The organism is Methylobacterium sp. ap11 (assembly GCF_900110515.1).
GTDB classification, from domain to species: domain Bacteria; phylum Pseudomonadota; class Alphaproteobacteria; order Rhizobiales; family Beijerinckiaceae; genus Methylobacterium; species Methylobacterium ajmalii.
This window is the reverse complement of sequence record NZ_FOEB01000026.1, coordinates 84,019-108,678: the sequence shown is the minus strand read 5'-3', so window position 1 is coordinate 108,678 and position 24,660 is coordinate 84,019. Positions and strand designations below refer to the sequence as shown.

General features: G+C 65.3%; 22 protein-coding genes and 1 pseudogene. 8 read left to right on the top strand and 15 right to left on the bottom strand.

All coding sequences use genetic code 11. The features are described from left to right. The 3 genes from BMX97_RS27175 to BMX97_RS27160 form a co-directional block, all read right to left on the bottom strand. Positions 1 to 1,109, bottom strand: a 1,109-nt coding sequence (locus BMX97_RS27175; RefSeq protein WP_091754293.1) for an ISL3 family transposase, incomplete at its 3' end; no start/stop codon positions are given. Between the two features lie 531 nt (positions 1,110 to 1,640). After that, positions 1,641 to 3,809, bottom strand: a complete 2,169-nt coding sequence (locus BMX97_RS27165) for a sensor domain-containing phosphodiesterase (RefSeq protein WP_091754292.1) — start codon at positions 3,807 to 3,809, stop codon at positions 1,641 to 1,643. A gap of 111 nt (positions 3,810 to 3,920) precedes the next feature. Continuing rightward, the gene (locus BMX97_RS27160) at positions 3,921 to 5,393 is read right to left on the bottom strand and encodes a methyl-accepting chemotaxis protein (protein ID WP_091754291.1); all 1,473 of its coding nucleotides are present in this window, start codon (positions 5,391 to 5,393) and stop codon (positions 3,921 to 3,923) included. Positions 5,394 to 5,808: 415 nt separating this feature from the next. On the opposite strand from BMX97_RS27160, the gene BMX97_RS32410 reads away from it, so the two are divergent. The 3 genes from BMX97_RS32410 to BMX97_RS27145 all read left to right on the top strand — a co-directional run bounded on the left by BMX97_RS32410 (position 5,809) and on the right by BMX97_RS27145 (position 8,975). Continuing rightward, positions 5,809 to 6,015, top strand: a complete 207-nt coding sequence (locus tag BMX97_RS32410; RefSeq protein WP_143074725.1) for a hypothetical protein — start codon at positions 5,809 to 5,811, stop codon at positions 6,013 to 6,015. Between the two features lie 1,201 nt (positions 6,016 to 7,216). Next, positions 7,217 to 8,149 carry a 4-hydroxy-tetrahydrodipicolinate synthase gene (gene dapA, locus BMX97_RS27150; protein ID WP_244538667.1) on the top strand — a complete coding sequence of 311 codons (933 nt, stop codon included), beginning with the start codon at positions 7,217 to 7,219 and terminating at the stop codon, positions 8,147 to 8,149. Then, a complete protein-coding gene (locus BMX97_RS27145; protein ID WP_091754288.1) occupies positions 8,139 to 8,975 on the top strand; it encodes a 2-keto-4-pentenoate hydratase in 837 nt (278 codons plus the stop codon). Before dapA ends, BMX97_RS27145 begins: the two co-directional genes overlap by 11 nt. Before the next feature lie 10 nt (positions 8,976 to 8,985). Here BMX97_RS27145 and BMX97_RS27140 read toward each other — a convergent pair whose 3' ends face one another. The 7 genes from BMX97_RS27140 to BMX97_RS27110 form a co-directional block, all read right to left on the bottom strand. After that, entirely contained in the window at positions 8,986 to 9,435 is a 450-nt protein-coding gene (locus tag BMX97_RS27140; protein ID WP_091754287.1) for a PTS sugar transporter subunit IIA, read from the bottom strand. Between the two features lie 47 nt (positions 9,436 to 9,482). After that, positions 9,483 to 10,172 (bottom strand): response regulator, encoded by a 690-nt coding sequence (locus tag BMX97_RS27135; RefSeq protein WP_091754286.1) that lies wholly within the window; start codon positions 10,170 to 10,172, stop codon positions 9,483 to 9,485. After that, positions 10,169 to 12,889: a sensor histidine kinase gene (locus tag BMX97_RS27130; protein ID WP_091754285.1), complete on the bottom strand. Its 2,721-nt coding sequence runs from the start codon at positions 12,887 to 12,889 to the stop codon at positions 10,169 to 10,171. The genes BMX97_RS27135 and BMX97_RS27130 overlap by 4 nt, the downstream gene beginning before the upstream one ends. 9 nt (positions 12,890 to 12,898) lie before the next feature. Continuing rightward, complete coding sequence (locus tag BMX97_RS27125) at positions 12,899 to 13,534, bottom strand: K(+)-transporting ATPase subunit C (RefSeq protein ID WP_091754284.1); 636 nt, start codon at positions 13,532 to 13,534, stop codon at positions 12,899 to 12,901. A gap of 14 nt (positions 13,535 to 13,548) precedes the next feature. Continuing rightward, positions 13,549 to 15,663 carry a potassium-transporting ATPase subunit KdpB gene (kdpB, locus tag BMX97_RS27120; RefSeq protein ID WP_091754283.1) on the bottom strand — a complete coding sequence of 705 codons (2,115 nt, stop codon included), beginning with the start codon at positions 15,661 to 15,663 and terminating at the stop codon, positions 13,549 to 13,551. A 309-nt stretch (positions 15,664 to 15,972) separates the two neighbouring features. Beyond that, positions 15,973 to 17,688 carry a potassium-transporting ATPase subunit KdpA gene (kdpA, locus tag BMX97_RS27115; protein ID WP_091754282.1) on the bottom strand — a complete coding sequence of 572 codons (1,716 nt, stop codon included), beginning with the start codon at positions 17,686 to 17,688 and terminating at the stop codon, positions 15,973 to 15,975. 12 nt (positions 17,689 to 17,700) lie between these two features. Then, entirely contained in the window at positions 17,701 to 17,790 is a 90-nt protein-coding gene (locus BMX97_RS27110; protein WP_091754281.1) for a K(+)-transporting ATPase subunit F, read from the bottom strand. A gap of 297 nt (positions 17,791 to 18,087) precedes the next feature. Here BMX97_RS27110 and BMX97_RS32405 point away from each other — a divergent pair, with 297 nt between their 5' ends. Further along, entirely contained in the window at positions 18,088 to 18,288 is a 201-nt protein-coding gene (locus tag BMX97_RS32405) for a hypothetical protein (protein ID WP_143074724.1), read from the top strand. 169 nt (positions 18,289 to 18,457) lie between these two features. Here BMX97_RS32405 and BMX97_RS32400 read toward each other — a convergent pair whose 3' ends face one another. Next, positions 18,458 to 18,691, bottom strand: coding sequence for a hypothetical protein (locus BMX97_RS32400; RefSeq protein WP_143074723.1), 234 nt, complete (start codon positions 18,689 to 18,691; stop codon positions 18,458 to 18,460). A 786-nt stretch (positions 18,692 to 19,477) separates the two neighbouring features. Here BMX97_RS32400 and BMX97_RS33190 point away from each other — a divergent pair. Next, on the top strand, positions 19,478 to 19,615 hold the full coding sequence (locus BMX97_RS33190) for a hypothetical protein (RefSeq protein WP_177202371.1): 138 nt from the start codon (positions 19,478 to 19,480) through the stop codon (positions 19,613 to 19,615). Positions 19,616 to 19,817: 202 nt separating this feature from the next. Next, a complete protein-coding gene (locus BMX97_RS27100) occupies positions 19,818 to 20,051 on the top strand; it encodes a hypothetical protein (protein ID WP_091754279.1) in 234 nt (77 codons plus the stop codon). A 416-nt stretch (positions 20,052 to 20,467) separates the two neighbouring features. On the opposite strand, the pseudogene BMX97_RS27095 reads toward BMX97_RS27100, so the two are convergent. From BMX97_RS27095 to BMX97_RS27080, 4 genes and pseudogenes are all read right to left on the bottom strand, one after another. Next, a pseudogene (locus BMX97_RS27095) lies at positions 20,468 to 20,943 on the bottom strand (Na+/H+ antiporter NhaA); the annotation flags it as partial. Continuing rightward, positions 20,873 to 21,190, bottom strand: coding sequence for an alpha/beta fold hydrolase (locus BMX97_RS33960; RefSeq protein ID WP_244538666.1), 318 nt, complete (start codon positions 21,188 to 21,190; stop codon positions 20,873 to 20,875). The gene BMX97_RS33960 and the pseudogene BMX97_RS27095, both read right to left, overlap by 71 nt. A 268-nt stretch (positions 21,191 to 21,458) precedes the next feature. Beyond that, positions 21,459 to 22,475 (bottom strand): NADP-dependent oxidoreductase, encoded by a 1,017-nt coding sequence (locus BMX97_RS27085; RefSeq protein WP_091754278.1) that lies wholly within the window; start codon positions 22,473 to 22,475, stop codon positions 21,459 to 21,461. Positions 22,476 to 22,512: 37 nt separating this feature from the next. Continuing rightward, complete coding sequence (locus BMX97_RS27080) at positions 22,513 to 23,307, bottom strand: SDR family NAD(P)-dependent oxidoreductase (RefSeq protein ID WP_091754277.1); 795 nt, start codon at positions 23,305 to 23,307, stop codon at positions 22,513 to 22,515. A 107-nt stretch (positions 23,308 to 23,414) separates the two neighbouring features. On the opposite strand from BMX97_RS27080, the gene BMX97_RS27075 reads away from it, so the two are divergent. After that, positions 23,415 to 23,960, top strand: a complete 546-nt coding sequence (locus BMX97_RS27075; RefSeq protein WP_091754276.1) for a TetR/AcrR family transcriptional regulator — start codon at positions 23,415 to 23,417, stop codon at positions 23,958 to 23,960. A 319-nt stretch (positions 23,961 to 24,279) separates the two neighbouring features. Then, the gene (locus tag BMX97_RS27070) at positions 24,280 to 24,645 is read left to right on the top strand and encodes a DUF3526 domain-containing protein (RefSeq protein ID WP_177202370.1); all 366 of its coding nucleotides are present in this window, start codon (positions 24,280 to 24,282) and stop codon (positions 24,643 to 24,645) included. Positions 24,646 to 24,660 lie beyond the last annotated feature (15 nt).

Genomic DNA, 24,660 nt, shown 5'->3' with positions numbered 1-24,660 from the left:
CCGACCACCCGCAGACTACCGGTGAACCCTCTCGCACGAAGTTGCCGCCACAGCTCCGCCCCGTTCCGGCAGCCCGCCTTCCACTCGCCCTCCAGCCAGGGCAGATGAACCTCCAGGCTGCTCTGGCGGGAGCGGAACACGTCGCCCGTCAGGCCGCGCACCACGTTGCGGACGAGCTTGCGGCTGTGGCCGGTCGTGCGAGCGATCGTCTTGATCGGCACCCCTTGCCGCGAGAGGGCTAGGATCGCCTCGCCCGTCGCCTCCCGACGCAGATAACCTTCGTACCGCAGACGCTCGGCACGGGTCAGCCGCTCGGGGTCGACCGTCGCGGCGCCCACCGCCTTGCGGATCGCCGACATCGACCGGCGCACGGCGTCGAGGAAGGCGGCGCTGGCGTTCTCCATCAGGTGCCCGCGATCGGCGGTCTGGACGGCATTGGGCAGCGCCCGCGTCGTGGCCTCCCCGTAGCCACCACCACGATCGCTTGCGACGATGGTGATCTCGGGATGAGCCGATAGCCAGGCCTCCACCGTGCCGCTCTCGCGATCCGGCAGCAGGGCGAGGGTGCGCCGCCGCTCCAGATCGACGATGATGGTGCCGTAGCGCCGTCCACGGCGGAACGCCCAGTCGTCGATGCCGATTACGCGCGGCGCCTCTACCGGTCGCGCGGCATGCCGGCGTACGCTGCGCAGCAGCGTATCGCGACTGGCGGGGACGACGAGCCGGCGGCTGAGACGCTCTGCAGGCCTGCCGCCGAGCGCGAGACCGAGGTGATTCACGATGCTCTCGAGCCGGGCGGTGCGCCGGGCATAGGGGCCGGCGAGATCCGGACCCAGCCGTTCGGCGAAGATCCTAGTCGGGCAGCCACTTGCGGCACAGCGGAAGCAGCGGACGATGACCTCGATGACGGCCTGCCTGCCGGCGACGGGCAAGTCCGCCAGGGTTCGCGTGTAGCGGCTGTGGACGCGGGATGAGGGCTGATCGCAGCCAGGACAGAGGGCCGACGCGGCTACGGGCTGCGCGATGATGGTGATGCAATCGGCAAGCTCCACGCGATCGACCAGGATGCCGGGCGGGGCAATCACGTCGGGGTGCAGGCTGGGAGCCATGGCAGGATCTCCAACGGCCAGAGCCGAGATCCATCAACCCACATGCACCGAGAGTGCGTCAGAGCCCCGTTCCGATGCCGTTTGACACGCCTGCTCCTGCGGAGTCTCCGGAGCCAGGGGACCGCAGCGTGCCTTGAACCAATAGTGATCAAGGTGATCGATGACATGCTGGTACTGAGTATGGTTTGCGCGAGCTTTGCCAGCGCATCGAACTCGCGCTCGGGCGGCGTGTCGAGAAGGGCAGCCTCGGCCACCCCTGTTTGCGGCGTGCCTCGCGCTAATTGTCCGACATGAGACCCTGCACCCTCATCGCTAGCCTCGCGAGGCTGATATGTCGTCAAACGTCTAGAGGTTTCAGATTAAATGATCATGACCTATCAGGCGCTGATGACGATACGCGTGCATCCTATCCTGTTACACAATCCTACAACCCGGCCATCGACGCATGCGCACCGCATACACGGACACAAGCGCTCAGCCGATCCTCTTGGGATAACAGAGTCTTCCTCGGCGTATGGTGCGAAATTTGTATTAGGCGGCAATCTCGCGGACGGGCGGATTCTTCAGCTCGAACCGCGATGCGAAGCTCGTAGCGGGCATCGGGCGACCAAGCAGGTATCCCTGGAGCTCATCACAGCCCTTGGCGAGTAGCCGTTCCTGCTGCATTAAGGTTTCTACTCCTTCTGCGATGACGCCGAGGCCGAAGGCCCTCGCCATATGAACAATGGAACGCACGATCGCAGCGTCCTCCCGCGACTGGCCGATGTTGCGCACGAAGGATTGGTCGATCTTCAGGCGCGATAGCGGGTACCGCTTCAGTAGGCTGAGCGAGGCGTACCCAGTGCCGAAATCGTCGAACGCGATGCTGACACCGTCGGCGTACAACGTCCGAAGCATCTGCAGGGCGAGATCGTTCTGCTGCAGGATGATGTTCTCCGTGACTTCGAGCTCGAGGGCCGCCGCAGGCAGGCCGGCCTGCTTCAGGACCGCCCTCACTTCCGCCACGAGATCTCCCGTGTGCAACTGAAGCCCGAAAAGGTTGATGCCCATCCGAAAGCTCGGCGCATCTTGTCGCCAAATGGCCGCCTGGGCGCAGGCGGTCTGCAGCACCCACTGTCCAACTTCAACCGCCAAAGAGCTTTTCTCGAGAAACGGGAGGAAAGCCGCGGGGGATTGCAGCCCGCGATCGGGATGCTCCCAGCGCAACAAGGCCTCTGCCCCCACCAGCCGCCCGGCAGCGTCGACCTGCGGCTGGTAGAATAACTGAAATTCACCGTTTTCGCAGGCTCGGCGCAGTTCCCCTGCGAGCGCATGTTGCTGCAGCGCCGCCTGGCGTAACCCCGGCGAGTAGAGACGATGGCACTGTCGACCCTCGTTCTTGGCTGCGTAAAGTGCAAGATCGGCAGCCGAGAGCAGATCGTCTGCTTGTCTTGCATGCGAGGGGTAGACAGCGACGCCGACGCTGGCACTCAGATTGAAGGCCAAGCCATCCACCGTGAACGGCACGGAAACGGCCTGGATGAGACGTTCCGCGACGAAATCTCCCCTTCGATCCGCTCCGCCCTCGAGGAGGATCGCGAACTCATCGCCGCCGAGACGGGCGACCATGTCGAGGGGGCAGGTCACGCTCACAAGGCGCTTTGCGACGTCTTGGAGCAGGCGATCGCCAGCCGAGTGTCCCAGTGTGTCGTTGACCTGTTTGAATCCGTCGAGATCGAGCACAAGCAGGACGGCTTCCTGCTGTGCCCGGACTATTGCATCAAGGCGCTGACGGACGACCAAGCGGTTGGGCAGGTCAGTGAGATGGTCGCGATGCGCAAGCCGATCCAGGCGCTCCTCGTTGGCACGCCGGCCGGAGAGATCGCGGATGATGGCGCCAAAGCTCGCGGTCCCATCGTCCCGCCACATCGATAAGGCGAGTTCGATCGGAAGCTCCGACCCGTCCTTGCAAAGTGCCGAGAGTTCCACCGACTGGCCGACGAGCTTTGGTGTTCCGCCTGCGCCGACGTGCCTGAGACCACCGGCGTGACCGCCGCGGAAGCGATGGGGAACGATGAAATCGATCGGTTGACCTTCGGCCTCGGCAGCCGAGAAGCCGAGCATCGCCTCAGCGCCCTGGTTCCAGAACCGAATGATCCCCTCGTGGTCGGCGCAGATGATGCCGGCCGGCGAGGTCCCCGCCATCTGACGGAAGCGGTTATTGCTGGCTTGCTCTGCACGCTCGAGCCGCCTCAGCTCCATCTTGTCGAGCGCGAGCGTGGCCAGAAGCTTCAGATTGGCGACATCTGCTGGTGTGAATGCCTCACGCGGGCGGGTATCGAGAAGACAGAAGGACCCGATCGCTGCCCCGGACGGGCCGATCAGCGGGGCACCGGCGTAGAAGCGAACATGCGCCGGCCCGTTCACCAGCGGGTTGTCATGGAAATTCGGGTTCTGGCTCGCGTCGAGAATGACGAGTGGTTCGTCCTTGGTGATCGTCGAATGGCAGAAGGAAATGCGTCGATCGACCTCGCAGACCGAGATTCCGACGCGGCTGGCAAAGAACGTCTGATGCTCCGCAACGACTGATACCATCGAAGTCGGCACGCCGAAGAGCGCGCTCGCCAGAAGGTTCAGCGGTTCCAGGTCTCCTTGCATGACGTCGGGGCTGAGACCGTAGGCGGCGACAGCGCGCAGGCGAGAATCGTCACTGGTCAGCATTCGATCTGCAGTCACAAAAATATTTCCTCAAACGATCACCAACGATCGGCTACGCCATGTTTCATCGACTCCGCGCGGGCGCGAGTGACCGCAAGAGGCCCGAATTGGCCGTCACGCCGCCTCGGAAGCTTCACGAACCTTGGTTGTCGAGCGATCGACCTGCTCGGCCGCCTGGGCGATCGCCGCCATGCTACCGGCAAGGCTGTTGGCTCCCCGAGAGGCCATCTGCATTGACGCTGAGATCTCGTCGGTCACCGCCGACTGCTCCTCCACCGCCGCCGCGATGGCGGTTGCGACCTGATCAAGCGTCCGGATCGTACCCTGGATCGCCCCGATAGCGTCCACCGCCTGCTGGGTTGCTCCTTGCGTTGCACCAATCTGCTGGCGGATCTGATCGGTCGCCTTGCTGGTTTGCTCGGCGAGTTGCTTGACCTCCTGCGCGACCACGGCGAAACCCCTCCCCGCCTCGCCCGCGCGAGCCGCTTCGATGGTCGCGTTGAGCGCCAGCAGATTCGTCTGGCTGGCGATTGCCTGAATCAGGGCGACGACCTCTCCGATACGCGCGGCCTGTTCGCTGAGTCCCGCGACGATGCCACCGGTATGTTCGGCCTGGGTGACCGCCCGCCCGGCGATCTGCGAGGCGTGCTGCACCTGGCTACTGATCTCCGCCACCGAGACCGACAGTTCCTCGGCCCCGGATGCGACGGCCTGGATGTCGCCTGAGACCTGATGCACCGTGCCTGCCGCTGCGACCGTCTGTGTCGTCACCCCATGCACCGCTCGACTGATGGCGTTGAGGTCGAGGCTGATGGCACGGGCCTTCTCTGCCCGGTGTCGGCGTTCGTGCACTTGTGCGGTCACATCGACGGCGAACTTCACGACCTTGACCAAGCGCCCATCGTCGTCACGGATCGGATTATAGGTCGCTTGGATGAATATCTCCCGCGCGCCCTTAGCAAATCGGCGATACTCCGACGCTTGATACTCTCCGCGCCCGAGTGCAGCCCAGAAATCATGATAGGACGCACTTTCTCGTTCGGACGGGTCGATGAAGATGCGATGATTTTGACCTTTAATTTCGGTCAATTCATAGCCCAAAGCTTCGAGAAAATTGCTATTGGCGTCGAGGATGGTGCCGTCTGGCGTGAAAGCGATCACAGCCTGCGACCGGTGCAAGGCGGCGACCTGACCATCGGTGTCGATGCTACGCGCCTTTTGCGACGTGATGTCGGAGGCAAAGACAACGATACGTACGGGCTTGCCGGATCGGCCCAACACGGGGTTGTAGGAGGCCAGGATCCAGACCTCGCTCCCTGCCTTGGTAATCCGTTTGAATTCGCGGGTCTGCGGCTTGCCCTCGCGCAGGCTGGTCCAGAAATCCGCGTCCTGCGCGCCATGCCGTTCGGTCGGGGGAAGCAGCAGGCTGTGGTGCTGGCCGACCAGTTCCTCGTGGCGGTAGCCCATCAGATCAAGGAAGTTGGTGTTCGCGTTGCGGATGGTGCCGTCGAGGTCAAGGTCGAGACAGCCCCGCGAGCGGTTGATCGCCTCCGTGAGGGCACGCAGCCTGGACCGAAATAACGACATCTACGCGTCCTCCCGGCAGCGGCGATATCAACGCCGATTGATGCAAACCCATAGCATTTCACCGTTGAATCAATAGTTAACAAGCTGCACAGTAGAGGATCGTCGCCATCTCTATAACATCAGACCCACGCGCAATGCGGTGAGCGAAGATGTCTGATTTTAGACACACATAATATAACTTTTATACTTGTTAGACGACAGGAGCAATTTTCGATCGATGCCGTTACGGCACTCGGAGCCATGTGACAATCGCAGCGGGTGCAACGGCAAAGCGGCTTCGAATGATCGCCGAAGCGCAGCCATCTCCCGTCCCTCACCCTGTCGACTGAGAAAGAGAAAATCGCACTACATACAATCAACCGCGATTTAGATAGGGTGCAATATGATTGCTGCCCAACCGCACAGATCTCCTGTAATGCCCATCGCCGCGCTGGCCAAGGAGCTTGCTTTTGCTCTCACCCCGGACCTTCTGGCCGAACAATATCGTAAACGCAGCACAGCCCTCGATCAGCTCGCCGCGGCCAAGGTCTTTCTTGCGAGTCATCATCACCCCGTGGGACCGAACGCCCGAGAGGTGGTCGAGATCGCTCAAGCTCAAGGAGGGTTGGCACAAGGGCAGTAACGGATCGGCAGTTGCGCGATGTTTGTAGGGCCGCAGTCACGCCGTTCCTGCCCCTCCGATGACGGCGATGAGAAATGGGCGCTGGCCGCATCTCGCCCGATACTGCCGCCCGAGACCGTCACCCCGCGCGAGACTGGAGCATTTTCCGACGAAGTAAAAACCGGTTCGTTGGATAAAATGCGAAAAAACAAAGACTTAGAGAGCTTCGCGATTGCAACGCGATCGTGAAGCGCTCTAGCCAGCGGGGGTGTCCAACAGACGTCTCGATCAAGGTATAAGCGATATAACTGATGGAATATTATTAACTTAGTCATTATTTTGATCAAATCACGAGAGTACTCAAAAACTCAATGATATTGTTTTATATAATATATTGTTTTATCGGTATTTACTGAATTAATCTACAAATTATGATATTACGAGCGGTCAGCTAAGAACTGACTTTATCTGCTTAATTCGTTGACATTCGGATGAATTCGATCCCGTCGATCCAGGAAGGTTTCTGTGTGCCAGCGCACCGATGCCAGCGGCCAAGCAGGATACGGTTATCGATGTTACTGGAGATTGATCATGGCTCGGCTCCTGATCGTCGGTGCGCTCGCGCTAACCATATTCCATGAAGGATTTGCTGTTATTCAGCATTGGATATGAATGCCAAACTCGAAACGAGCTTCCAATATTATTTATTAAAATAATAAAGTCGTTCAATATCAAGGAGCCTCGATCGAGTGAGCCCTCATGCTCAGCTCGAAGATCGAGCACTCGCGTTCGGTGCTTCCCTCACAGTGCTGGATCACTATGCATTTTTAATAACTCTACCCCTCAAGCCGCATCGACCCCTTATGCCGAAAGGCGCAATCCTTGGGCGCGGTCCTGCAATCGGGCCGCGTCAGCCAGATCGGCCCATGTCGCACCTCGTTGAAAGAACTCCCGTTCGCTCGTCGACCACGGACGGCGGGCAGAGCTACCTTGTCTGCTTGAGCGTCGATGGACAGTGGCTCGCGGTCGAGACCCGCGGCCTCGGCGGCGGGATCTTCCGCTCGCAGCGTGATGCTCTCGCCTATGCAGCCTTCGAGACGGGTCGGCGCCCAAACGCCGTGACACTCTCGCCCCATCCTATCGTCTTCACACTGTGAGGCCTCCCATGCCCCGTGGAGCCTTCCGGGATACCGGCGCGGACGATGCAGCAGGTCTGACGACATTGCGCATCGGTGGATCGCTCACCGCGCTCATCACGCCCTTCGTCGAGGGCGGCAGCCGGGTCGACGAGCGTGCCTTCGCGGATCTCGTGGCCTGGCAGATCGCCGAGGGCACGCAGGGCCTGGTGGTCGCCGGCACCACCGGCGAGGCGCCGACGCTCGCAGAGGCCGAGAGGACCCGGCTTTTGCACATTGCCGTCGAGGTCGCAGCCGGACGCGTCCCGATCGTCGCCGGCTCGGGCACCAACTGCACCCGCAGCAGCATCGCGCTGACACGTGCCGCCAAGGCCGCCGGGGCCGATACGGCGCTCATCGTCACACCCTACTACAACAAGCCGACGCAGGAGGGGCTCTACCAGCACTGCGCCGCCATCTCCCGCGGCGTCGACCTGCCGGTCCTGCTCTATACCGTACCGAGCCGAACCGGCGTCGATTTCGCACCTGCGACCCTTGCTCGGCTCGCCGCGATCCCGGGCATCATCGGCATCAAGGATGCCACGGGCGATCTCGGCCGGCCGGGCATCACGGCTGGTGCGGCGGGATCCGCCTTCCTTCAGCTCTCGGGGCACGATGCCACCGCCGCCGCCTTCAACCTGGCCGGCGGCCGAGGCTGCATCTCGGTTGTCGCCAATGTCGCGCCGCGCCTCTGCGCCGAATTGCAGGGCGCCTGCCGGATCGGGGATTATCGGCGGGCCATGGTGCTCCAAGCCCGCCTCAACCCCTTGATCGCTGCCCTCGAGCGCGAGACCAATCCGGGACCGGTCAAGCTGGCGCTCTCGCTGATGCGCAGCGACATCGCACCGGACCTGCGCTTGCCCCTCGTGGTTCCGCGACCCGAGACGGCAGTGGCTCTCGCCGAGGCGCTTGCATCGCTCCAGGAAACGGGGGACGGGGCGCCTGCCGTACACGATGAGGCGCAATCCTATGCAGCGTGATCTCTGGCCGGCGACCTCAGTGACAATAGGCCCCGGACCGGTTCGGGACCGCATCGATCCCGAGCGGCTGGGGTGGCAACTCGCCCAAGCCCGTCGCTCGGGCACGGTCGCGCCCGGCCTCGACCTTCGCGCGGTCGACGGACCAGTCTCGGCCGCGGAGGTGCAGGACGCGGCCGTGATAGCCTGCGGCCAGCCGATCCGCGGCCACGCGCTCGCCGCGACGTCGGACCGCGTCACGCGGCAGCTCGGCTGCGACGGCCCCGTCGTCGCGCCCCTCCTTGCCGGCAGCCTGCTGCCGAGCAGGGCCGGGCTGACCCTCCCGCGGGGGATCCTGGGGATCGGCGCGCAATACGTCTTCGTGCTCGGGCGGCCGTTCCCACTCGACGACGAGGATCCCGGCGACGGCGAGAGGCTGGCCGAGGCGATTCTGTCCTGTCACCTCGGCCTGCAGATCCTCGGGCGGCGCGTGCCCCACGGCGTGCCGCTGAACGCTTTGACCGCGACCGCCGATTTCGGTCTCGACGTCGCGCAAGTTCGCGGCCCATCCGTCGCAGGATGGCGTGAAATCGATCTCGCCACCGCGCCCGTCACCCTTGCTCTCGATGGCCACATCGTCGCCCGTGGCTCGGGTGCCGAGATACTCGGCCGGCATCCCCTGGCCGCGGTCACCTGGCTCGCCGAGACCCTGTCGCAGACCCGGCGTGGCCTCGATGCCGGGGATACTGTGGCGGTCGGGAGTTGCACCGGGTTGAGCCAGCTCGTTCCGGGGCAGAGGGTCGAAGCGGATTTCGGCGCGTTCGGGACGGTCGTGCTCGACACGCAGTAAGGCGTTCGCCTCACCGATCTCCGGTCAGCATCGCGTAGAAGGCCGCCGGATCGCGCACCTGCCGCAGCGTCGCAACGAGGGCAGGATCGCGCAGCCGGCGGGCGATCGAGACGAGAGCGTTGAGCGGTTCGCTCGGGGCCTCCGCCGGGATCAGCAACAGGAACACCAGGTCAACCGGTTGCTCGTCGATCGCCTCGAAATCGATGGGCTGGCGCAGCCGCAGCATCAGGCCAGCGGGCCTGGTTACCTGCGGCAGCCGGGCATGCGGCAACGCGATCCCGTTCCCGATCCCCGTCGAGCCCAAGGCCTCGCGAGCATCGAGCGCACGAAAGATCGGCTCGCCGGCGAGGCCGAACGAGGCGGCGGCGCGGTGAGCCAGGTCGTCCAGCAGCCGGCGCTTGTCGGGAGCCCGCACGTCGAGAAGGACATCGTGGGGAGCGAGGAAGTCGGTGATGGTCATGGGTGTCGGGCGAGGCTCGAATGAGGGTTTGCGCGTCGTCACCGACATCAATCGGGCGCACGCAGGCGGTAGCCGATTCCGGTCTCGGTCAGGATGTAGTGAGGGCGCTCCGGGTCCGGCTCGATCTTCTGGCGCAGCTGGCGCACGTAGACGCGCAGGTACTGCGTATCGGCCACCGTCCCCCAGATTTCTCGCAGCAGGTGGGCGTGGGTGAGGACCTTTCCGGCGTGATGCACCAGAAGGCGCAGAACGTCGTACTCCTTCGGCGAGAGTTTGACGTCGCGATCGCCAATCCTGACGACGCGGCGTACCAGGTCGACAGAAAGTTCGTCGACGCGAAAGATCGGACGCTCGCCCTGCTGGGCGAGTTGGTGGCGGAGTGCAGTCCGCATCCGAGCCAGAAGCTCGTTCATCCCGAACGGCTTCGTCACGTAGTCGTCCGCCCCGAGGTCCAGGGCCTCGACCTTTCCGGCCTCGTCGCCGCGGCTCGACAGGACGATCACCGGCAGGTTCGGCCACGACTCGCGGATCAGGCGCAGGAGCTCGTGACCGGGCATGTCGGGTAGGCCGAGATCCAAGAGTGCGAGATCGATTCTGTCCTCGGCCAGGACCTGCAGGGCCGCCTTGCCGGTCCCCGCATCCCGGAACTCGTAGCCTTGGCTGGTCAACCCCATACGCAGGAGCTTGCGGATGGGCGGCTCGTCGTCGATCGCCAGAATGCGGAGCGCAGCGGTCATGCGGCAGTGTCCAGAACGCGTCGATCGACAGGGATCGGAAAGCTCAGGGTGAAGACGGCACCGGACCGGTCCGCCCGGTTCTCGGCTGTCAGGCGACCGGCCATGGCCTCGACGAAGCCGCGCGAGATGGCGAGGCCGAGCCCCGTCCCCGCCTGGACGTGGTCGCCCTTCCGCGCCCGGTTGAACTTGTCGAATATCGCCTCGAGATCGCTCGGTGGGATTCCGTCGCCCTCGTCCAGCACCTGGAGGCAGACGTGATGGCTCGTGTGCCAGCCCTCGATCCGCACCGTGGACCCGCCGAGAGCATATTTGGCGGCGTTGTCGAGGAGGTTGAACAGCACCTGCTCCATCAGCACCGCATCGAGGAGCAGTGGCGGCAGGTCCTGCCCGAGGACGACCTCGATCCGGTGGCCGGCCAGGATCTTGCCCGCACGCCGCAACGCGGTGCCGACGATCTCGCCGAGATCGTTCAGGGCGAGATTGGGGACAACGGCGCCGGCTTCGAGCTTCGTCATGTCGAGAAGGTTGGCGATGAAGCGGTTCAGGCGCTCCGACTCGTCGATGATGGTGGCGACCAGCTCTCCCTTGACGTCCTCGGCGAGGTCCGACCTGAGGTCGCGCAACGTCGTCGCCGCCCCGAGCACCGAGGCGAGTGGGGTCTTGAGGTCGTGCGAGAGCGAGGTGAGCAGGGCTTGGCGCAGGCGGTCGGTCTCGGCGGCGAGCCGGGCCCGGTCCAGATCCGCCACGAGGTGGACCCGCTCGATCGCCAGCGCCCCCTGGTCCATCAGCGCGTCGAGGAGGCGCCGCTGATCGGGCGTCAGGAGGGGGCCGGGCTTGTCGGTGTCGAGGCCGACCACGCCGATCACCCCCCGGCCGGTCCGGAGCGGCAGGAACAGGCGCTTGGCGCCGGGCAGGGTGTCGGCGCCGCGGCCGGCGGCGCGGCCATTGTCGAAGGTCCACCGGGCGGCGGCAAGGTCGGCCTCGTCGAGCATGTCCTCCGGCGGATAACCGACCATCACGGTCAGCCGCTCGGCCTCCGGCAGGAGCACCACGACACGTAGGCGCAGCATCAGGGCGACCTGGTAGGCGGTGGCCCACAGCACGTCGTCCAGGGTGCCGCAGCCCGCGAGCTTGCGCGAGAACCCGTACAGGGCCTCCGTCGCCCGGGCCTGCATCCGCGACATGGTCGCCTCGATCCGCACTCGCCCGCCGAGGTTCGAGACCAGGACCGCGACGATCGTGAAGAAGAACAGCGCCACGACGTTGGTCGGATCGGCGATGGTGAAGGTGTAGAGCGGCGGCAGGAAGAAGAAATTATAGGCGAGCGAGGCCGCAACTACCGCCAGCAGCGACGGGTAGAGCCCGAACCGCACCGCGACGGCGACGACGGCGGTGAGAAAGACGAGGTCGGTGCTCTCACGCCCGAGGGACGATTGCAGCACGAGACCGATGCCGAGCGCCACCGCTATGGCGCCGAGCGCCGCCGCGTAGCTGAACCCGTCGGCGATGCGGGGCGGCGAGGCCGTGTGAACCGTCTTGCGTGGAACCGGCTCGTCCTCGATTTCCTCGCCGGCGATGACGTGGATGCTGATCGCGCCACCGCTCCGGACGAGGTCGTGCACCACGGACCCGTGCAGGAGCTCGAACCAGCGCGAGCGGGTCGACTTGCCGATCACCACGTGGTTGACGTTGCGCTCGCGGGCGAATCCGATCACGTCGTCGGCGATCCGCCGCGCCTCGCCCGGAATCGTAATCGCCTCGCCGCCCAGTCGCTCGGCGAGCCGCAGGGTGTCGGCGATGCGGTCGCGCTGCACCTCGGAAAGCTGGGCGCTGCGCCGGCCCATGACGGTGAGCGCGATCCAGGGCGCCCGCAGCCGGTCGGCAAGCCGCTTGGCATAGCGCACGAGGCCGGCCGAGCGCGGGTCCTCGCTGACGCAGACCACCACCCGCTCGCCGGCCGCCCAGGGGCCGGAGATGGCGTGAGCCCGCATATGTGTGAGCAGCTGGTCGTCTACCCGCTGGGCGGTGCGGCGCAGCGCCAGTTCGCGGAGCGCTGTGAGATTGCCGGGGGAGAAATAGTGCTTGAGCGCCCGTTCGGCGTTGCGGGGGACGTAGACCTTGCCCTCCTGCAAGCGCTGGATCAGGTCACCAGGCGAGAGGTCGATGACTTCGATGTCGTCGGCCCGGTCGAGGATCGAGTCCGGCACCGTCTCGCGCACCCGGATCCGGGTGATCTGCGCCACCACGTCGTTCAGGCTGTCGACGTGCTGGATGTTGAGGGTGGAGTAGACATCGATACCCGCCTCCAACAGCTCCTCGACGTCGAGGTAGCGCTTCGGATGCCGCGAGCCCGGGGCGTTGGTGTGGGCGAGCTCGTCGACGAGCGCCAGCTTCGGCTTGCGGGTCAGCAGCCCGTCGAGGTCCATCTCCTCCAAGACCGTGCCGTGATACGGCACGCTCTGGCGCGGCAGCACTTCGAGCCCGGCGACCAGGGCCTCGGTTTCGGCCCGGCCGTGGGTCTCGACGATGCCGATCACGACATCCACGCCCTCGCGCCGGCGCGCGTGAGCGCTCGTCAGCATCTCGTAGGTCTTTCCGACGCCGGGTGCGGCGCCGAGGAAAATCTTCAATCGCCCTCGGCCGCTCTCCTGGCGGAGTTCCGCCAGGAGAGCGTCGGGGGACGGGCGCTTGTCGCGCTCGCTCCGTGCCGCAGCCATGATCCGCCGTTACTTGCCCGACTGAGACTTGCCGGTCTGGACCTTGCCGGTCTGGGCGTCGAGGGCGAGGTTCAGCGCGAGCACGCTCACGCGGGGCTCTCCCAGGACACCGAGAAGCCGACCTTCCGTCTGCGCAGCGACCAGCTCCTTGATCCGGTCCTCCGCGACGCCGCGGGCCTTGGCGATGCGGGGCGCCTGGAACAGGGCCGCCTCCGGCGAGATGTCGGGATCGAGGCCCGAGCCCGAGGTGGTCACGAGATCGAGCGGCACCGGGGCGGACGGGTTTTCGCTTTTCAGCTTGGCGACGTCGTCCTTGACGCGGTCGAGGAGCGCTTGGCTCGTCGGCCCGAGGTTGGACCCGCCGGAATTGGCGGCGTTGTAGGGCGCCGCCACCGTCTTCGAGGCATCCGCCGGATCGGGTGCCACGGTCGCCGAGAGGCGGCCGTGGAAGTAGCCGTCTGCGGTGAAGTTCTGGCCGATGAGGGCGGAGCCGATGACGACGCCGTCGCGCTCCACAAGACTGCCGGCGGCCTTGGCCGGGAAGATCGCGCCGGCGATCCCCGTCATGGCGAGCGGATAGGCGATGCCTGTGATCGCCAGCAGGGCGACGGTGAGGACCAGGGTCGGACGAAGGTGTTTGAGCATGGGGGTCGTCTCGTTCAAGCCAGGTGGAGGGCGCTGACGGCGAGGTCGATCAGCTTGATGCCGACGAACGGCACCACGATGCCGCCGAGCCCGTAGATCAGGAGGTTGCGCCGCAGCAGGGCCGCCGCGCCGACCGCGCGGTAGCGCACGCCCTTGAGCGCGAGCGGGATCAGCGCGACGATGATGAGGGCGTTGAAGATGATCGCCGACAGGATCGCGCTCTGGGGCGAGGCCAGCCCCATCACGTTCAGCGTCTGCAGCTGCGGGTAGAAGGCGAGGAACATGGCCGGGATGATGGCGAAGTACTTCGCCACGTCGTTGGCGATCGAGAACGTGGTGAGCGCGCCCCGCGTCATCAGCAGCTGCTTGCCGATCTCGACGATCTCGATGAGCTTGGTCGGGTCGGAATCGAGATCGACCATGTTGCCGGCCTCGCGGGCCGCCACCGTGCCGGTGTTCATCGCCACGCCGACATCGGCCTGGGCGAGGGCCGGGGCGTCGTTGGTGCCGTCGCCGCACATCGCCACGAGCTTGCCTTGCGCCTGCTCCTTGCGGATCAGCGCCAGCTTGTCCTCCGGGGTGGCCTGGGCGAGGAAGTCGTCGACGCCGGCCTCCGCGGCGATGGCCGCCGCGGTCATCGGGTTGTCGCCGGTGATCATCACCGTGCGGATGCCCATCCGGCGGAGTTCCGCGAAGCGCTCCCGGATGCCGCCCTTGACGATGTCCTTGAGGTAGATGACGCCGAGGAGGCGGCCGTCGCGGGCCACCGCCAGCGGCGTGCCGCCGGCCTTGGCGATCTCCTCGGCGATGGCGCGGATCTCCGACACCGCCTCGCTTCCTGCGTCGGTGCGGAAAGCCAGGGCCGCCCCCGTGCCGCGGCTTGCCGCGGGCTGGGTCGCGACCGCGGCGACGATGGCTTCGACCGCCCCTTTTCGGATCGACGAGCCGTCGAGGTCGACGCCCGACATCCGCGACTGCGCCGTGAAGGGCACGAAGGTGGCGTTGAGGCTGCCCATGTCGCGGGCGCGGATGGCGTACTTTTCCTTGGCGAGCACCACGATGGAGCGGCCCTCCGGGGTCTCGTCGGCGAGCGAGGCGAGTTGCGCTGCGTCGGCGAGGTCCTGCTCGCTAACACCGCGAACCGGGCGGAACTCCGTGGCCTGGCGGTTGCCGAGAGTGATCGTGCCGGTCTTGTCGAGGAGCAGCGTGTCGACGTCGCCCGCCGCCTCGACGGCCCGGCCCGACATGGCGAGCACGTTGAACCGCACCAGCCGGTCCATGCCGGCGATGCCGATCGCCGAGAGCAGCGCCCCGATCGTGGTCGGGATCAGGGTGACGAAGAGCGCCACCAGCACCGTCATCGGGATCGCGCCGCCGGCATACGAGGCGAAGCTCGGGATCGAGCCGACCGCGAACACGAACACGATGGTGAGGCCGGCAAGCAGGATGTTGAGCGCGATCTCGTTGGGGGTCTTCTGCCGCGCCGCGCCCTCGACCAGCGCGATCATCCGGTCGACGAAGGTCGAGCCTGCGGCCGCCGTGATCCGCACCCGGATCCAGTCCGAGAGCACCTGGGTGCCGCCGGTCACCGCCGAGCGGTCGCCGCCGGATTCGCGGATCACGGGCGCGGATTCGCCGGTGATCGCCGCCTCGTTGACCGAGGCGACGCCCTCGATCACCTCGCCGTCCGACGGGATCAGGTCACCGGCCTCGACCAGCACCACGTCGCCGACCTTGAGATCGGTGCCGGGGACGACGCGATGGGCGTCGCGCGGGCCGCCGGGGGCCGCCGCGGGGCCGGTCAGCAGCTTCGCGGTGGTCTCGGTGCGGGTGCGGCGCAGGGAATCGGCCTGCGCCTTGCCTCGGCCTTCCGCCACCGCCTCGGCGAAGTTGGCGAACAGCACGGTGAACCACAGCCAGAGGATGATCTGGCCGCTGAAGGCCAGGTTCTCGCCGCCGGTGACGAGGTCGCGGACGAACAGCAGGGTGGTGAAGGCCGCTACGACCTCGACCACGAACATCACGGGGTTCTTCACCATCTGGCGTGGGTCGAGCTTGGTGACCGCGCCGAGGCAGGCCGGCCCGATCAGGGCGGCACTGAACAAGGAATTTCGGGAGGAGTGAGCCATAGGCTTCGGGTCCGGCAGGATCTGCACGAAGAGATCCGGGAGAGAAGGGAGGGAGGACGGCGGCTCCGGACGACACCGGAGCCGCGCGTCGGGTCAGGGAGCGAGGGCGCGGCCCGCCAGGTTGATTGAGCCCCAGATCGCCAGGGAGCCGACGAGCGCAAGGCCCGCCAGCACCAGGACGATGTCGGTGGCGCGCATCCGGGAGCGGTCGCGACGGGGACCAGTCGGAGGGAGCTTCCGGTGTACGGGGCCCCGGCCCCGAGCAGCGCGGCGCTGCGCGGTCCTCAGGAAGACGATATCGGCCATCGCTCAGCCCCCCGTGGCGAAGGTCTGGCCGGAAAGGCCCGACAGGTGTTCGACGATCGGCCCGAGCGCGAGCGCCGGGAAGAAGGTCAGACCGCCGATGATCACGATCACGCCGACGAGCAGGCCGACGAACAGGCCGCCATGGGTCGGGAACGTGCCGGCGGATGCCGGGACGGTCTTCTTCGCCGCGAGCGAACCCGCGATGGCGAGCGCCGGGATCTTCACGAAGAACCGGCCGACCAGCATCGCGATGGCGAGCGTCGTATTGTAGAACATGGTGTTGCCGGTCAGGCCGCCGAAGGCCGAGCCGTTATTGGCCGCCGCAGAGGTATAGGCGTAGAGGATCTCCGAGAAGCCGTGCGGCCCCGCATTGGCCGGCCCCGCGAGGCCGACCGGCAGCACGGTGGCGAGCGCGGTGAAGCCGAGCATCATCAGCGGCAGGCAGAGGATGCCGAGCATCGCCATCTTGACCTCCTTCGCCTCGATCTTCTTGCCGAGGTATTCCGGAGTGCGTCCGACCATCAGGCCGGCGACGAAGATCGCCACCACCACGAAGATCAGCATGCCGTAGAGGCCCGCACCGACGCCGCCGATGATGATCTCGCCGAGCTGCATGTTGATGATCGGGATCATGCCGCCGAGTGCGGTGAAGGAGTCGTGCATCGCGTTGACCGCGCCGCACGAGGCCGCCGTGGTGATCACCGCAAAGAGCGCTGAGGCGACGATGCCGAAGCGCAACTCCTTGCCTTCGAGGTTGCCGCCCTGAAGCCCGAGCGAGTGCAGAAGCGGGGTGCCGTTGGCTTCCGCCCAATAGGTTACGATGACGCCGGCGAGGAACAGCACTCCCATGGCGGCGAGGATCGCCCAACCCTGACGCTCGTCTCCGACCATGCGGCCGAAAACGTTCGTGAGAGCCGCGCCGATCGCGAAGATCGTGACCATCTGGACAAAATTCGATAGCACCGTTGGGTTCTCGAACGGGTGCGAGGCATTGGCGTTGAAGAAGCCGCCGCCGTTGGTGCCGAGCATCTTGATCGCAACTTGGCTCGCAACCGGGCCGACCGCGATAGTCTGCTTGGCCCCTTCGAGCGTCGTCGCGTCGACGTAGGCGCCGAGCGTCTGCGGGATGCCCTGCGAGACGTAGAACAGCGTGAGGACGATGCAGAGCGGCAGCAGCACGTAGAGGGTGGCGCGGGTCATGTCGACCCAGAACGAGCCCACGGTGCGGGAGGAGGCGCGGGAGAAGCCGCGGATCAGCGCCACCGCGGCGGCCATGCCGCTCGCCGCCGAGACGAAGTTCTGGTGCGTCAGCCCCAGCATCTGCGTCAGATAGGACAGCGTGCTCTCGCCGCCGTAGTTCTGCCAGTTGGTGTTGGTGATGAAGCTGACCGCGGTGTTGAAGGCGAGGTCCGGCGCCACGGCTGACTGGTCGGCCGGGTTAAGCGGCAGCAGCGCCTGAAGCCGCAGGATCCCGTACAGTACGAGGAAGCCCGCGATGTGGAACACGACCATCGCCCCGGCATAGCCGAGCCAATGCTGCTCCTGCCGCTCGTCGATGCCGGCAAGGCGATAGAGGCCGCGCTCGACGGGGCGCAGAATGGGCGAGAGAAGGTTGCGCTCGCCGGTGAAGACCTGGGTCATGTAGAGACCGAGCGGCTTCACGAGGGCGAGAACGACCGCGCAGTAGAGCGCGATCTGGATCCAGCCGATGAGTGTCACGGAAGTCTTCCTTCAGAACCGCTCGGGGCGGACGAGGGCGTAGGTGAGGTAGGCGAGGAGGCCGAGGGTCATGAGGCCCCCGAGCGCGTAATCGAGCAGCATGGCGGGCCCCGTCACAGGCGTTCGCACAGGGAGACGTAGCCGAGCGACAGGGCGAAGAAGCCGAGGCCGGCCGCGGTGAAGATGGCGTCGAGCATGGTGTTCCCGCGATCGGATGGCCCGGACCAATGGCACCGGGACGCATCGAGATGGACCGCCCGAGAGGCAGTCTCACCGCTGCACGAAACACCCGAACGGCATAGGGATTCGAGTCGGGGGACGACTCGAAGATATAAAGACCGTATAAAGATCCGGGGATCGCGGCTCTCCGCCCGATGCCGTTCAGCGGATCGCCCGGGCATGCCGCAACAGGTCGCGGAGTCCGGCGCAGGTATGCGCGGTGCCTTGGCGGGCCTGATCATGACAAGTCGCACGAAGGCGCTGCCAGTCGAGCGTGACGACGCAAGTCGAGTCGCCGCGGAAACCGCTCACGCTGAAGCCGCAGAAACGGCAGATCTCCTGAACGCGCTCGATCGTGCAGCATCCGTCATCATCGTCTGAGATCACGGAGTATTGGTCCCGACGCATGGCCTGATCGTGCGTACGGTCGCCGGCAACCGGCAGGACTGTCCAACCAAGGTACGGCACGGGGCGCGTCCGGTGATCGTCGGGATGCGGGGACGGCGCTCCGTGGCCATGTGATCCGCGGCCGCAAGGCATGGTTCCGGCATCAGCGACCGAACGTGAAGGGCGCGAGCACGAGCCGGATCGACCCCCGGCGGTGATGCGTCCGCGTCCCTGCATAGGTCATCGCCGCGTGCTGCGATGGAAAGACACCGGCGATCGGTCCATCCAGCTCCACGGCGATCCAACGACCGTCGCTCCGTTGTTTGACCATGAACTCGGGGGAGTGACCGTGGCGAGTTACCGATCGAGCCTCATTCGCATTGACCATCCGGTCCATCGCCGCCTCCCATCACGACGAGGAGGATTTGGCATTTCGCCCATAGGGAAACGAGATAGGCTGCACCGCGAACGTATAAAGGATCCATAAATTTTTTGGAGCTAGGCGCTTATGTTCAATTTCCGAAATCATACTAATCGCTAAAACAGATACACACCCAATAGGATGAAATATTCGAACAACAAATAGCGAATATTAATTAGACAATTATCATTTTTGAGACTATCCGATTTTCTAGGTGACAAGATATGATTTCCAAGTCATTTAGCAAGGCATAAAATCGAATTAGTTAGCTAGAACTCATCCTTGTTTGCGAATTCTATCTATAATATTGATCAATTTTAGATTTCGTGATAATATTTGCAGATCCTGCACCTTGGATAAAATCGACTGTTGTAATGCTATTATCACAATCCGACCGCGGAATTTCGAAAAATCACATAGCATTTTTTAGAGCGCAACCTCCGGTATGTGGTTCTGCTATGACTTTGTCCGGCTCCCACCTAAATCGTGTGAAGGCGTGTTCCAACAGAACCGATTTGCTTTTGACGAGCGCAATACAGGAAACGCGACCGATCGAGTGTTCAATACCGAATTGCCGCAAGACGCCGTTGTCGCTGGCGAGAAGCGCTAACGCTAGGGCGATAGATGTCGAACCCCCTTCTCTCTCGCACGCCATGTGCGGATTTTAATGAAATGTTTATACCTGACTCTCGCAGTCCATCTCGCATCTTTATGCGAGCAGCAGTATTTTTCTGGAGTGCTCACAAGCCTCTGAGGCATAAGATGTCGCTCATTCACGATCACTTGAGTCGCTGCCGCCAGGATCGCAACGTTCTGTTGACCACCATCGGCATCGGCTTCTACGGCACGCTTACCCTGGCCGTCCTGTGCCACTCGGCATGGTTGTCCGTCCTGCGCTGACCATTTCGGGATCGGGTAGGCGTCCTGAGGTGCGGTACGTGGGACGATCGCGCGGCGATCGTTGAAGTCGTCGCCCGATCGCCCCTGAAATCCCCACGAAACACTTATGGATCGAGCCCCTCTCCCGTCTCGAACCTTTATGCAGATCGGCCCATCTTCATGGCGCGGTTCCTCCGAGGACCGAGCAAACCCCAGGCCTCCGATGCCTCCCGTCCTTCACGTCGCCGCCATCCACGCCAACGCCCCGTCCATCGAGGCCCCGCGGTTCATCGTCGGGCAGGATCCCGAGGGGCACTGGGTCGCGATCGAGACCCACGGGCGCGCTGGCGGCCTGTTCCGAAGCCGGCAGGCCGCCGTCGACTATGCCGAAGACGAGACCGCCCATAGGCCCGACGGTGTCTTTGTTTCGGGTGAGCGGATCGAGTTTCGCCTCTGAGGGTAACACTCCGCATCTTTCGCACGACTCAGCAAAGAGACCCACCCATGTCCACCCATTCCGTCCGCACCCGTCACGTTCGGCATCTACCCTCAGGCCGCAGGGCGGATAGGGTGCGCATCTCGGACCTCGTCCTGGCCATCGCCGGCGTCGCGATGCTTGGCGGCTTCTGCCTCATGCTGGCCTCAGGTGCCCTGAGCGAGATCGCAGGTCTCTGACCCCGGCCGATCGCGCGACGTTGGGCCTGCTCGCGACGAAACTCGTTCGAGGTCGAAGGCACCTACCAGTCGAGGTCGCCTCGGAGACGGGTGCAACACGGGTACCATCAGATCCCTTTGATGACACCGCGCCCTCGTCCTGACCAAACCTGAGAGAAGACAATTTTAGGGCGCGAGCAGATATTCGTTGCTTTCCCTTCAAGTGTCCGGGCCTGGCGCCGAAACGGTCCACTCGGCCCCGAATCTCGACGATCGAGATCGCCGCGACGCTACAGGTGCTGGCACGCGTGGAGCCAGCCTGAGCACCAGCGCCCCGGCTGACATGCAGAGCAGCGAGCCCACCAGCACGCCGATCTTGGTCTCTGCCTCGAGCTTAGGGGTGCTGGCGAACGCCGGGAGACCGATGAACAGGCTATCGTGAACCCCAACCCGCAGAGCAGTGCCATGCCGTGTACCCGCAGCCGGGTCGCTCGGGCCGGTCTCTGCGCCCAGCCGAGCCTGACCACCGCCAGCACGAACCCGAACATGCCGAGCTGGTTGCCGACGAACAGGCCCAGCGCGACCCCGGGCGTGATCGGATCGAGCACCATGCCCGGCTTGAAGCTAGGCAACGACCCGCCCGCGTTGGCGACCCCGAAGACCGGCAGGATCAGGAACGCAGACCACGGATGCAAAACAGGTAGGTCTTCGGGTCTCGGAAGGTCCGCGTGTCCCCTCGAGGATCAGCGGCCGGGACACGCCGCCGACCCTGTCGATACCGACGCCGCCGGCCGGGCCCGTACCCGCCAGAATCGTTCGACGGACGAGGTCGGGCTGCGTGAGGGCCACCTGCTGGGCCACGAACCCACCGAGGGAGAACCCGAGGAGGTCGACCCGGCCCAGGCCAAGGGCACGGAAAACCGCGACCGTGTCGTCGGCCATCTTGGCCACGGTGCGTGGCACCTGTCACCCCGAGATGCCGACCCCGCGGTAATCGAGGGCGACAACCGGCTGGCCCAGGCGAGGCCCTCGGCGATGCGCGGGTCGAAATTATCGAGGTTCGCTCCCCAGTGGTTGAGCAGCACGACCGGCACGCCCCCCGAAGGTCCGAGTTGCCGGTCGCCGAAGGTCGTCCCCACAGCCGCCACGCTGCGGTTCGGGGCATCGGACCATCGGAACGGGGTCGTCGCGGGTCCGAGGACGGCCATGGTCATGCGCTTGCCCCCGAGGACACCTCGATGACGACCTTGCCCTTGGTCCGTCCATCTCCGAGCTCGGCCAGGGCCCGGTCGGTCGCCTCGAAGAGGACCACGCGGTCGATGACCGGGCGGATGGCCCCGGCCTCGACCAGCTTGGTGATCCCTGCCAACTGGGCGCCGTTCGCGCGCATGTAGAGGAAGGAGTAAGTGACCCCACGTGCCTTGGCCCTGCGGCGGATGCGGAGGCTGAGCAGGCGCATAACGAGCGCGAGCACGACGTTCAGACCCGCCGCCTTCGCGAAGGCAGGGTCCGGCGGTCCGGAAAGCGAGATCAGCTTCCCGCCCCGCCTGAGGACGTCCAGCGACTTGTGCAGCGTCTCTCCGTCCAGGCTGGCGAGCACGACGTCGTAGCCGTTCAGGACCTTCTCGAAGTCCTGGCGGCGGTAGTCGATGACCAAATCCGCGCCGAGGCGCTTGACGAGGTCGGCGTTACCGGCGCTCGTCGTGGTCGCCACCGTCGCCCCAAGGTGCTTGGCGAGTTGGATCGCGAAGGTGCCCACGTCGCCCGCGCCGGCGTGGATCAGCACCTGATCCCCCGGCTTCACCCGGGCGAGCTGGACGAGAGCTTGCCACGCGGTCAGGCCGACGAGGGGGATGGATGCGGCCTCCGCCATGGACAGGTTGCCGGGCTTCAGGGCGAGATCCGCCTCGTCGACGGCGATGCGCTCGGCCAGGGCGCCGATCCGCCCGTCGCGCGGACGGGCATAAACCTCGTCACCGACCTTGAAGCGTCGGACGTTGCGTCCGACCCGGATGACGGTCCCGGCGAGGTCGTGCCCCAGCACGAAGGGGGGACGGTACTTGAGCAGCGGCTTGAACTCGCCGTCGCGGATCTTGGCGTCGAGCGGGTTCAGCCCGGCGGCCGCCACGGCGACGAGGACGTCCCTGTCCCCCACCGCCGGCTCGGGCATCTCGCCGAGCCGCAGCGGCTGCTTCTTCTTGTAACGGTCGAGGATGAGCGCCTTCATGGTCGCCGGGCCTCCGAGTGCCGTGGATGATGCCGTGTCACGCGACGGTGGCGGCGGCGTAGCGCGGGGCCGGCTCGACGGTGCCGAAGCCTGGGATCATCGCCTGGCGAGCGGCCTGGAAGGCGTCCCATTGGCTAGCGTCGTGGAGGTGCGGGATCGTCACCGGCTCGCGGCGGTCGAAACCGGCCAGGGCGGCGTCGACGAGGCGGCCGACCTCCATCATCGGAGGAAGCGACGCGGCGTCCGCGCCCGCACGGGTCCAGATCTCGGTGCCTGTGGCCGCCGGAAGCACGGCCTGGACGTAGACACCCTTGGGACCGAGCTCGTGGGCCAGCCCCTGGGACAGGAACTGCACGAAGGCCTTGGTCGCGCCGTAGACCGTCGAGCTGAACTCCGGAATCAGGCCGACGACGGAGCCGATGTTGACGATGGCACCCTCGCCGGCCTCGGCGAAGCGGGGGGCCACGGCGCGGGCGAGGCGCATCACCGACGTGGCGTTGAGGGTCACGAGGCGCTCGATGTCCTCCGGCGGCTGCTCGGCGAAGGCACCGGCGACGTTGGCGCCGGCGTTGTTGATCAGGATGCCGATGCGCCTGTCGTCGCGCAGGCGCACCTCGACGGTGCGCATCTGCCCGGCATCCGTAAGGTCGGCCGGCACGACGTCGATGGCGACGCCGGTCTCCCGGCGGAGCCGCTCGGCGAGGTCGTCCATCCGGGCCTTGTCGCGGGCGACCAGCACCAGATCGTGGCCGCGCCGCGCGAAGCGGTCGGCGTAGGTCGCGCCGATCCCGGATGAGGCGCCGGTGATGAGAACGCTGGGCTTGGTCGACATGGCGGGGTCCGTTCGAAGCGGTTCACAATCATGATCTCTGTCATGATTGAACTTTAATATGATCGCGATCATAATAGAGTCAACGGCCATGTCGGGGAATTTTCGGAATGCGGGTCACCCAGGAGCAGATGCGGGAGAACCGGAGGCGCATCCTCGCGGAGGCGAGCCGCCTGTTCCGCGAGAAGGGTTTCGAGGCGGTCGGGGTCGCCGAGGTGATGAAGGCTGCCGGGCTCACGCACGGCGGCTTCTACGGTCACTTCGCCTCGAAGGAGGACCTGATGGCGCACGCCATCGGATACGCGGCGGCCGAGAAGGCCGGCTCGGCCGGTAACCTTCCCGCCTTCGTCAAAGCCTACCTGTCGCCGGCCCACCGGGACGACGCCGGCGGCGGCTGTCCGATGGCTGCCCTGGCCGCCGACGCCCGCCTCCGGCCGGCGGCAACCCGGTCGGCCATCACGACGGCCATCCGCTCGCAGATCGAGGGCATGGAGGCGGCGCTGCCCGACACCTTTCCCGGAGATCGACGTCGCGAGGCCATCGGTACCTATGCCGCCATGCTGGGGGCGCTGATCCTGGCGCGCGCGGTCGACGCCCCTTCGCTGTCGGACGAGATCCTGGGAGAAGCTCGTGAATGGCTCGGTCGGGATGACTGAAGCCCTTGGACTGAAGCCCTTGCTGGAACCGAGGAGCGTCTTCCGCCTCTTTTGAGTACAAGCTCTATCACAGAGGATCAGACACACAGAAAATACTTGCAATACCATATCGAAAAAATTCCCGTCGTGGGTCAAATTCGAAGCAGCTCCCCTGGCGGGGCGCGCAAGAGATCTTTGATGCAACTTTGTAAATCATTGTCAGAGTGGAGGCCAATCCGACCGGAATCAGTTATATATTATTTATGATATGGAACAATCGGCCTGCGGTATATGCGAAAAGATGATCCGCTTTAGTACAGATATACTCGAGATCAAGCGCTTGGCGCGCGACGCCTTCTGCGACGCGGCCCCCGCGCCGCGCCGGTACGCCGCGCGCGCCCATTCGACCTCGGCCGCCGACTGGAGCGGACGTCTGGCCCTCCTCTCGCCCTTGAGCGCGTTCGCCCGTGCGCTGGAGGCGGCGGCCGGGAGCGATGCCGGCCGGCACGCGGCCTTCCTGGCCACCGCCGCGGATTACCGTGCCACCCTGCGGACCTTCTTCGAGCCTCGCATCCTGGCCCAGCGCTGCGCCCGGCAGCGGTCTGCGACGGCTGCCAGGCGCGGCTCGACTTCGACGCCTACGACAGCGTTCCCGCCTTTCCGGCTTCCCTCGATCCCGGCCCGGCCGAGCGGCAGGCGCTCCTGAGCCTCGCGAGCTTGC

Excerpts from the sequence above, each read along its gene's own strand:
- BMX97_RS32410 (WP_143074725.1), top strand. The coding sequence starts at position 5,809 with ATGCCCATCGCCGCGCTGGCCAAGGAGCTTGCTTTTGCTCTCACCCCG.
- kdpB (WP_091754283.1), bottom strand. The coding sequence starts at position 15,663 with ATGGCTCACTCCTCCCGAAATTCCTTGTTCAGTGCCGCCCTGATCGGG.
- BMX97_RS32405 (WP_143074724.1), top strand. The coding sequence starts at position 18,088 with ATGCCGCAACAGGTCGCGGAGTCCGGCGCAGGTATGCGCGGTGCCTTG.
- BMX97_RS27085 (WP_091754278.1), bottom strand. The coding sequence starts at position 22,475 with ATGAAGGCGCTCATCCTCGACCGTTACAAGAAGAAGCAGCCGCTGCGG.
- BMX97_RS27110 (WP_091754281.1), bottom strand. The coding sequence starts at position 17,790 with ATGCTGCTCGATTACGCGCTCGGGGGCCTCATGACCCTCGGCCTCCTC.
- BMX97_RS27145 (WP_091754288.1), top strand. The coding sequence starts at position 8,139 with ATGCAGCGTGATCTCTGGCCGGCGACCTCAGTGACAATAGGCCCCGGA.
- BMX97_RS27125 (WP_091754284.1), bottom strand. The coding sequence starts at position 13,534 with ATGCTCAAACACCTTCGTCCGACCCTGGTCCTCACCGTCGCCCTGCTG.
- BMX97_RS27140 (WP_091754287.1), bottom strand. The coding sequence starts at position 9,435 with ATGACCATCACCGACTTCCTCGCTCCCCACGATGTCCTTCTCGACGTG.
- BMX97_RS27160 (WP_091754291.1), bottom strand. The coding sequence starts at position 5,393 with ATGTCGTTATTTCGGTCCAGGCTGCGTGCCCTCACGGAGGCGATCAAC.
- BMX97_RS27100 (WP_091754279.1), top strand. The coding sequence starts at position 19,818 with ATGCCTCCCGTCCTTCACGTCGCCGCCATCCACGCCAACGCCCCGTCC.
- BMX97_RS27075 (WP_091754276.1), top strand. The coding sequence starts at position 23,415 with ATGCGGGTCACCCAGGAGCAGATGCGGGAGAACCGGAGGCGCATCCTC.
- BMX97_RS27135 (WP_091754286.1), bottom strand. The coding sequence starts at position 10,172 with ATGACCGCTGCGCTCCGCATTCTGGCGATCGACGACGAGCCGCCCATC.
- BMX97_RS32400 (WP_143074723.1), bottom strand. The coding sequence starts at position 18,691 with ATGGACCGGATGGTCAATGCGAATGAGGCTCGATCGGTAACTCGCCAC.
- BMX97_RS33960 (WP_244538666.1), bottom strand. The coding sequence starts at position 21,190 with ATGGCCGACGACACGGTCGCGGTTTTCCGTGCCCTTGGCCTGGGCCGG.
- BMX97_RS27165 (WP_091754292.1), bottom strand. The coding sequence starts at position 3,809 with ATGCTGACCAGTGACGATTCTCGCCTGCGCGCTGTCGCCGCCTACGGT.
- BMX97_RS27080 (WP_091754277.1), bottom strand. The coding sequence starts at position 23,307 with ATGTCGACCAAGCCCAGCGTTCTCATCACCGGCGCCTCATCCGGGATC.
- BMX97_RS27130 (WP_091754285.1), bottom strand. The coding sequence starts at position 12,889 with ATGGCTGCGGCACGGAGCGAGCGCGACAAGCGCCCGTCCCCCGACGCT.
- BMX97_RS33190 (WP_177202371.1), top strand. The coding sequence starts at position 19,478 with ATGTCGCTCATTCACGATCACTTGAGTCGCTGCCGCCAGGATCGCAAC.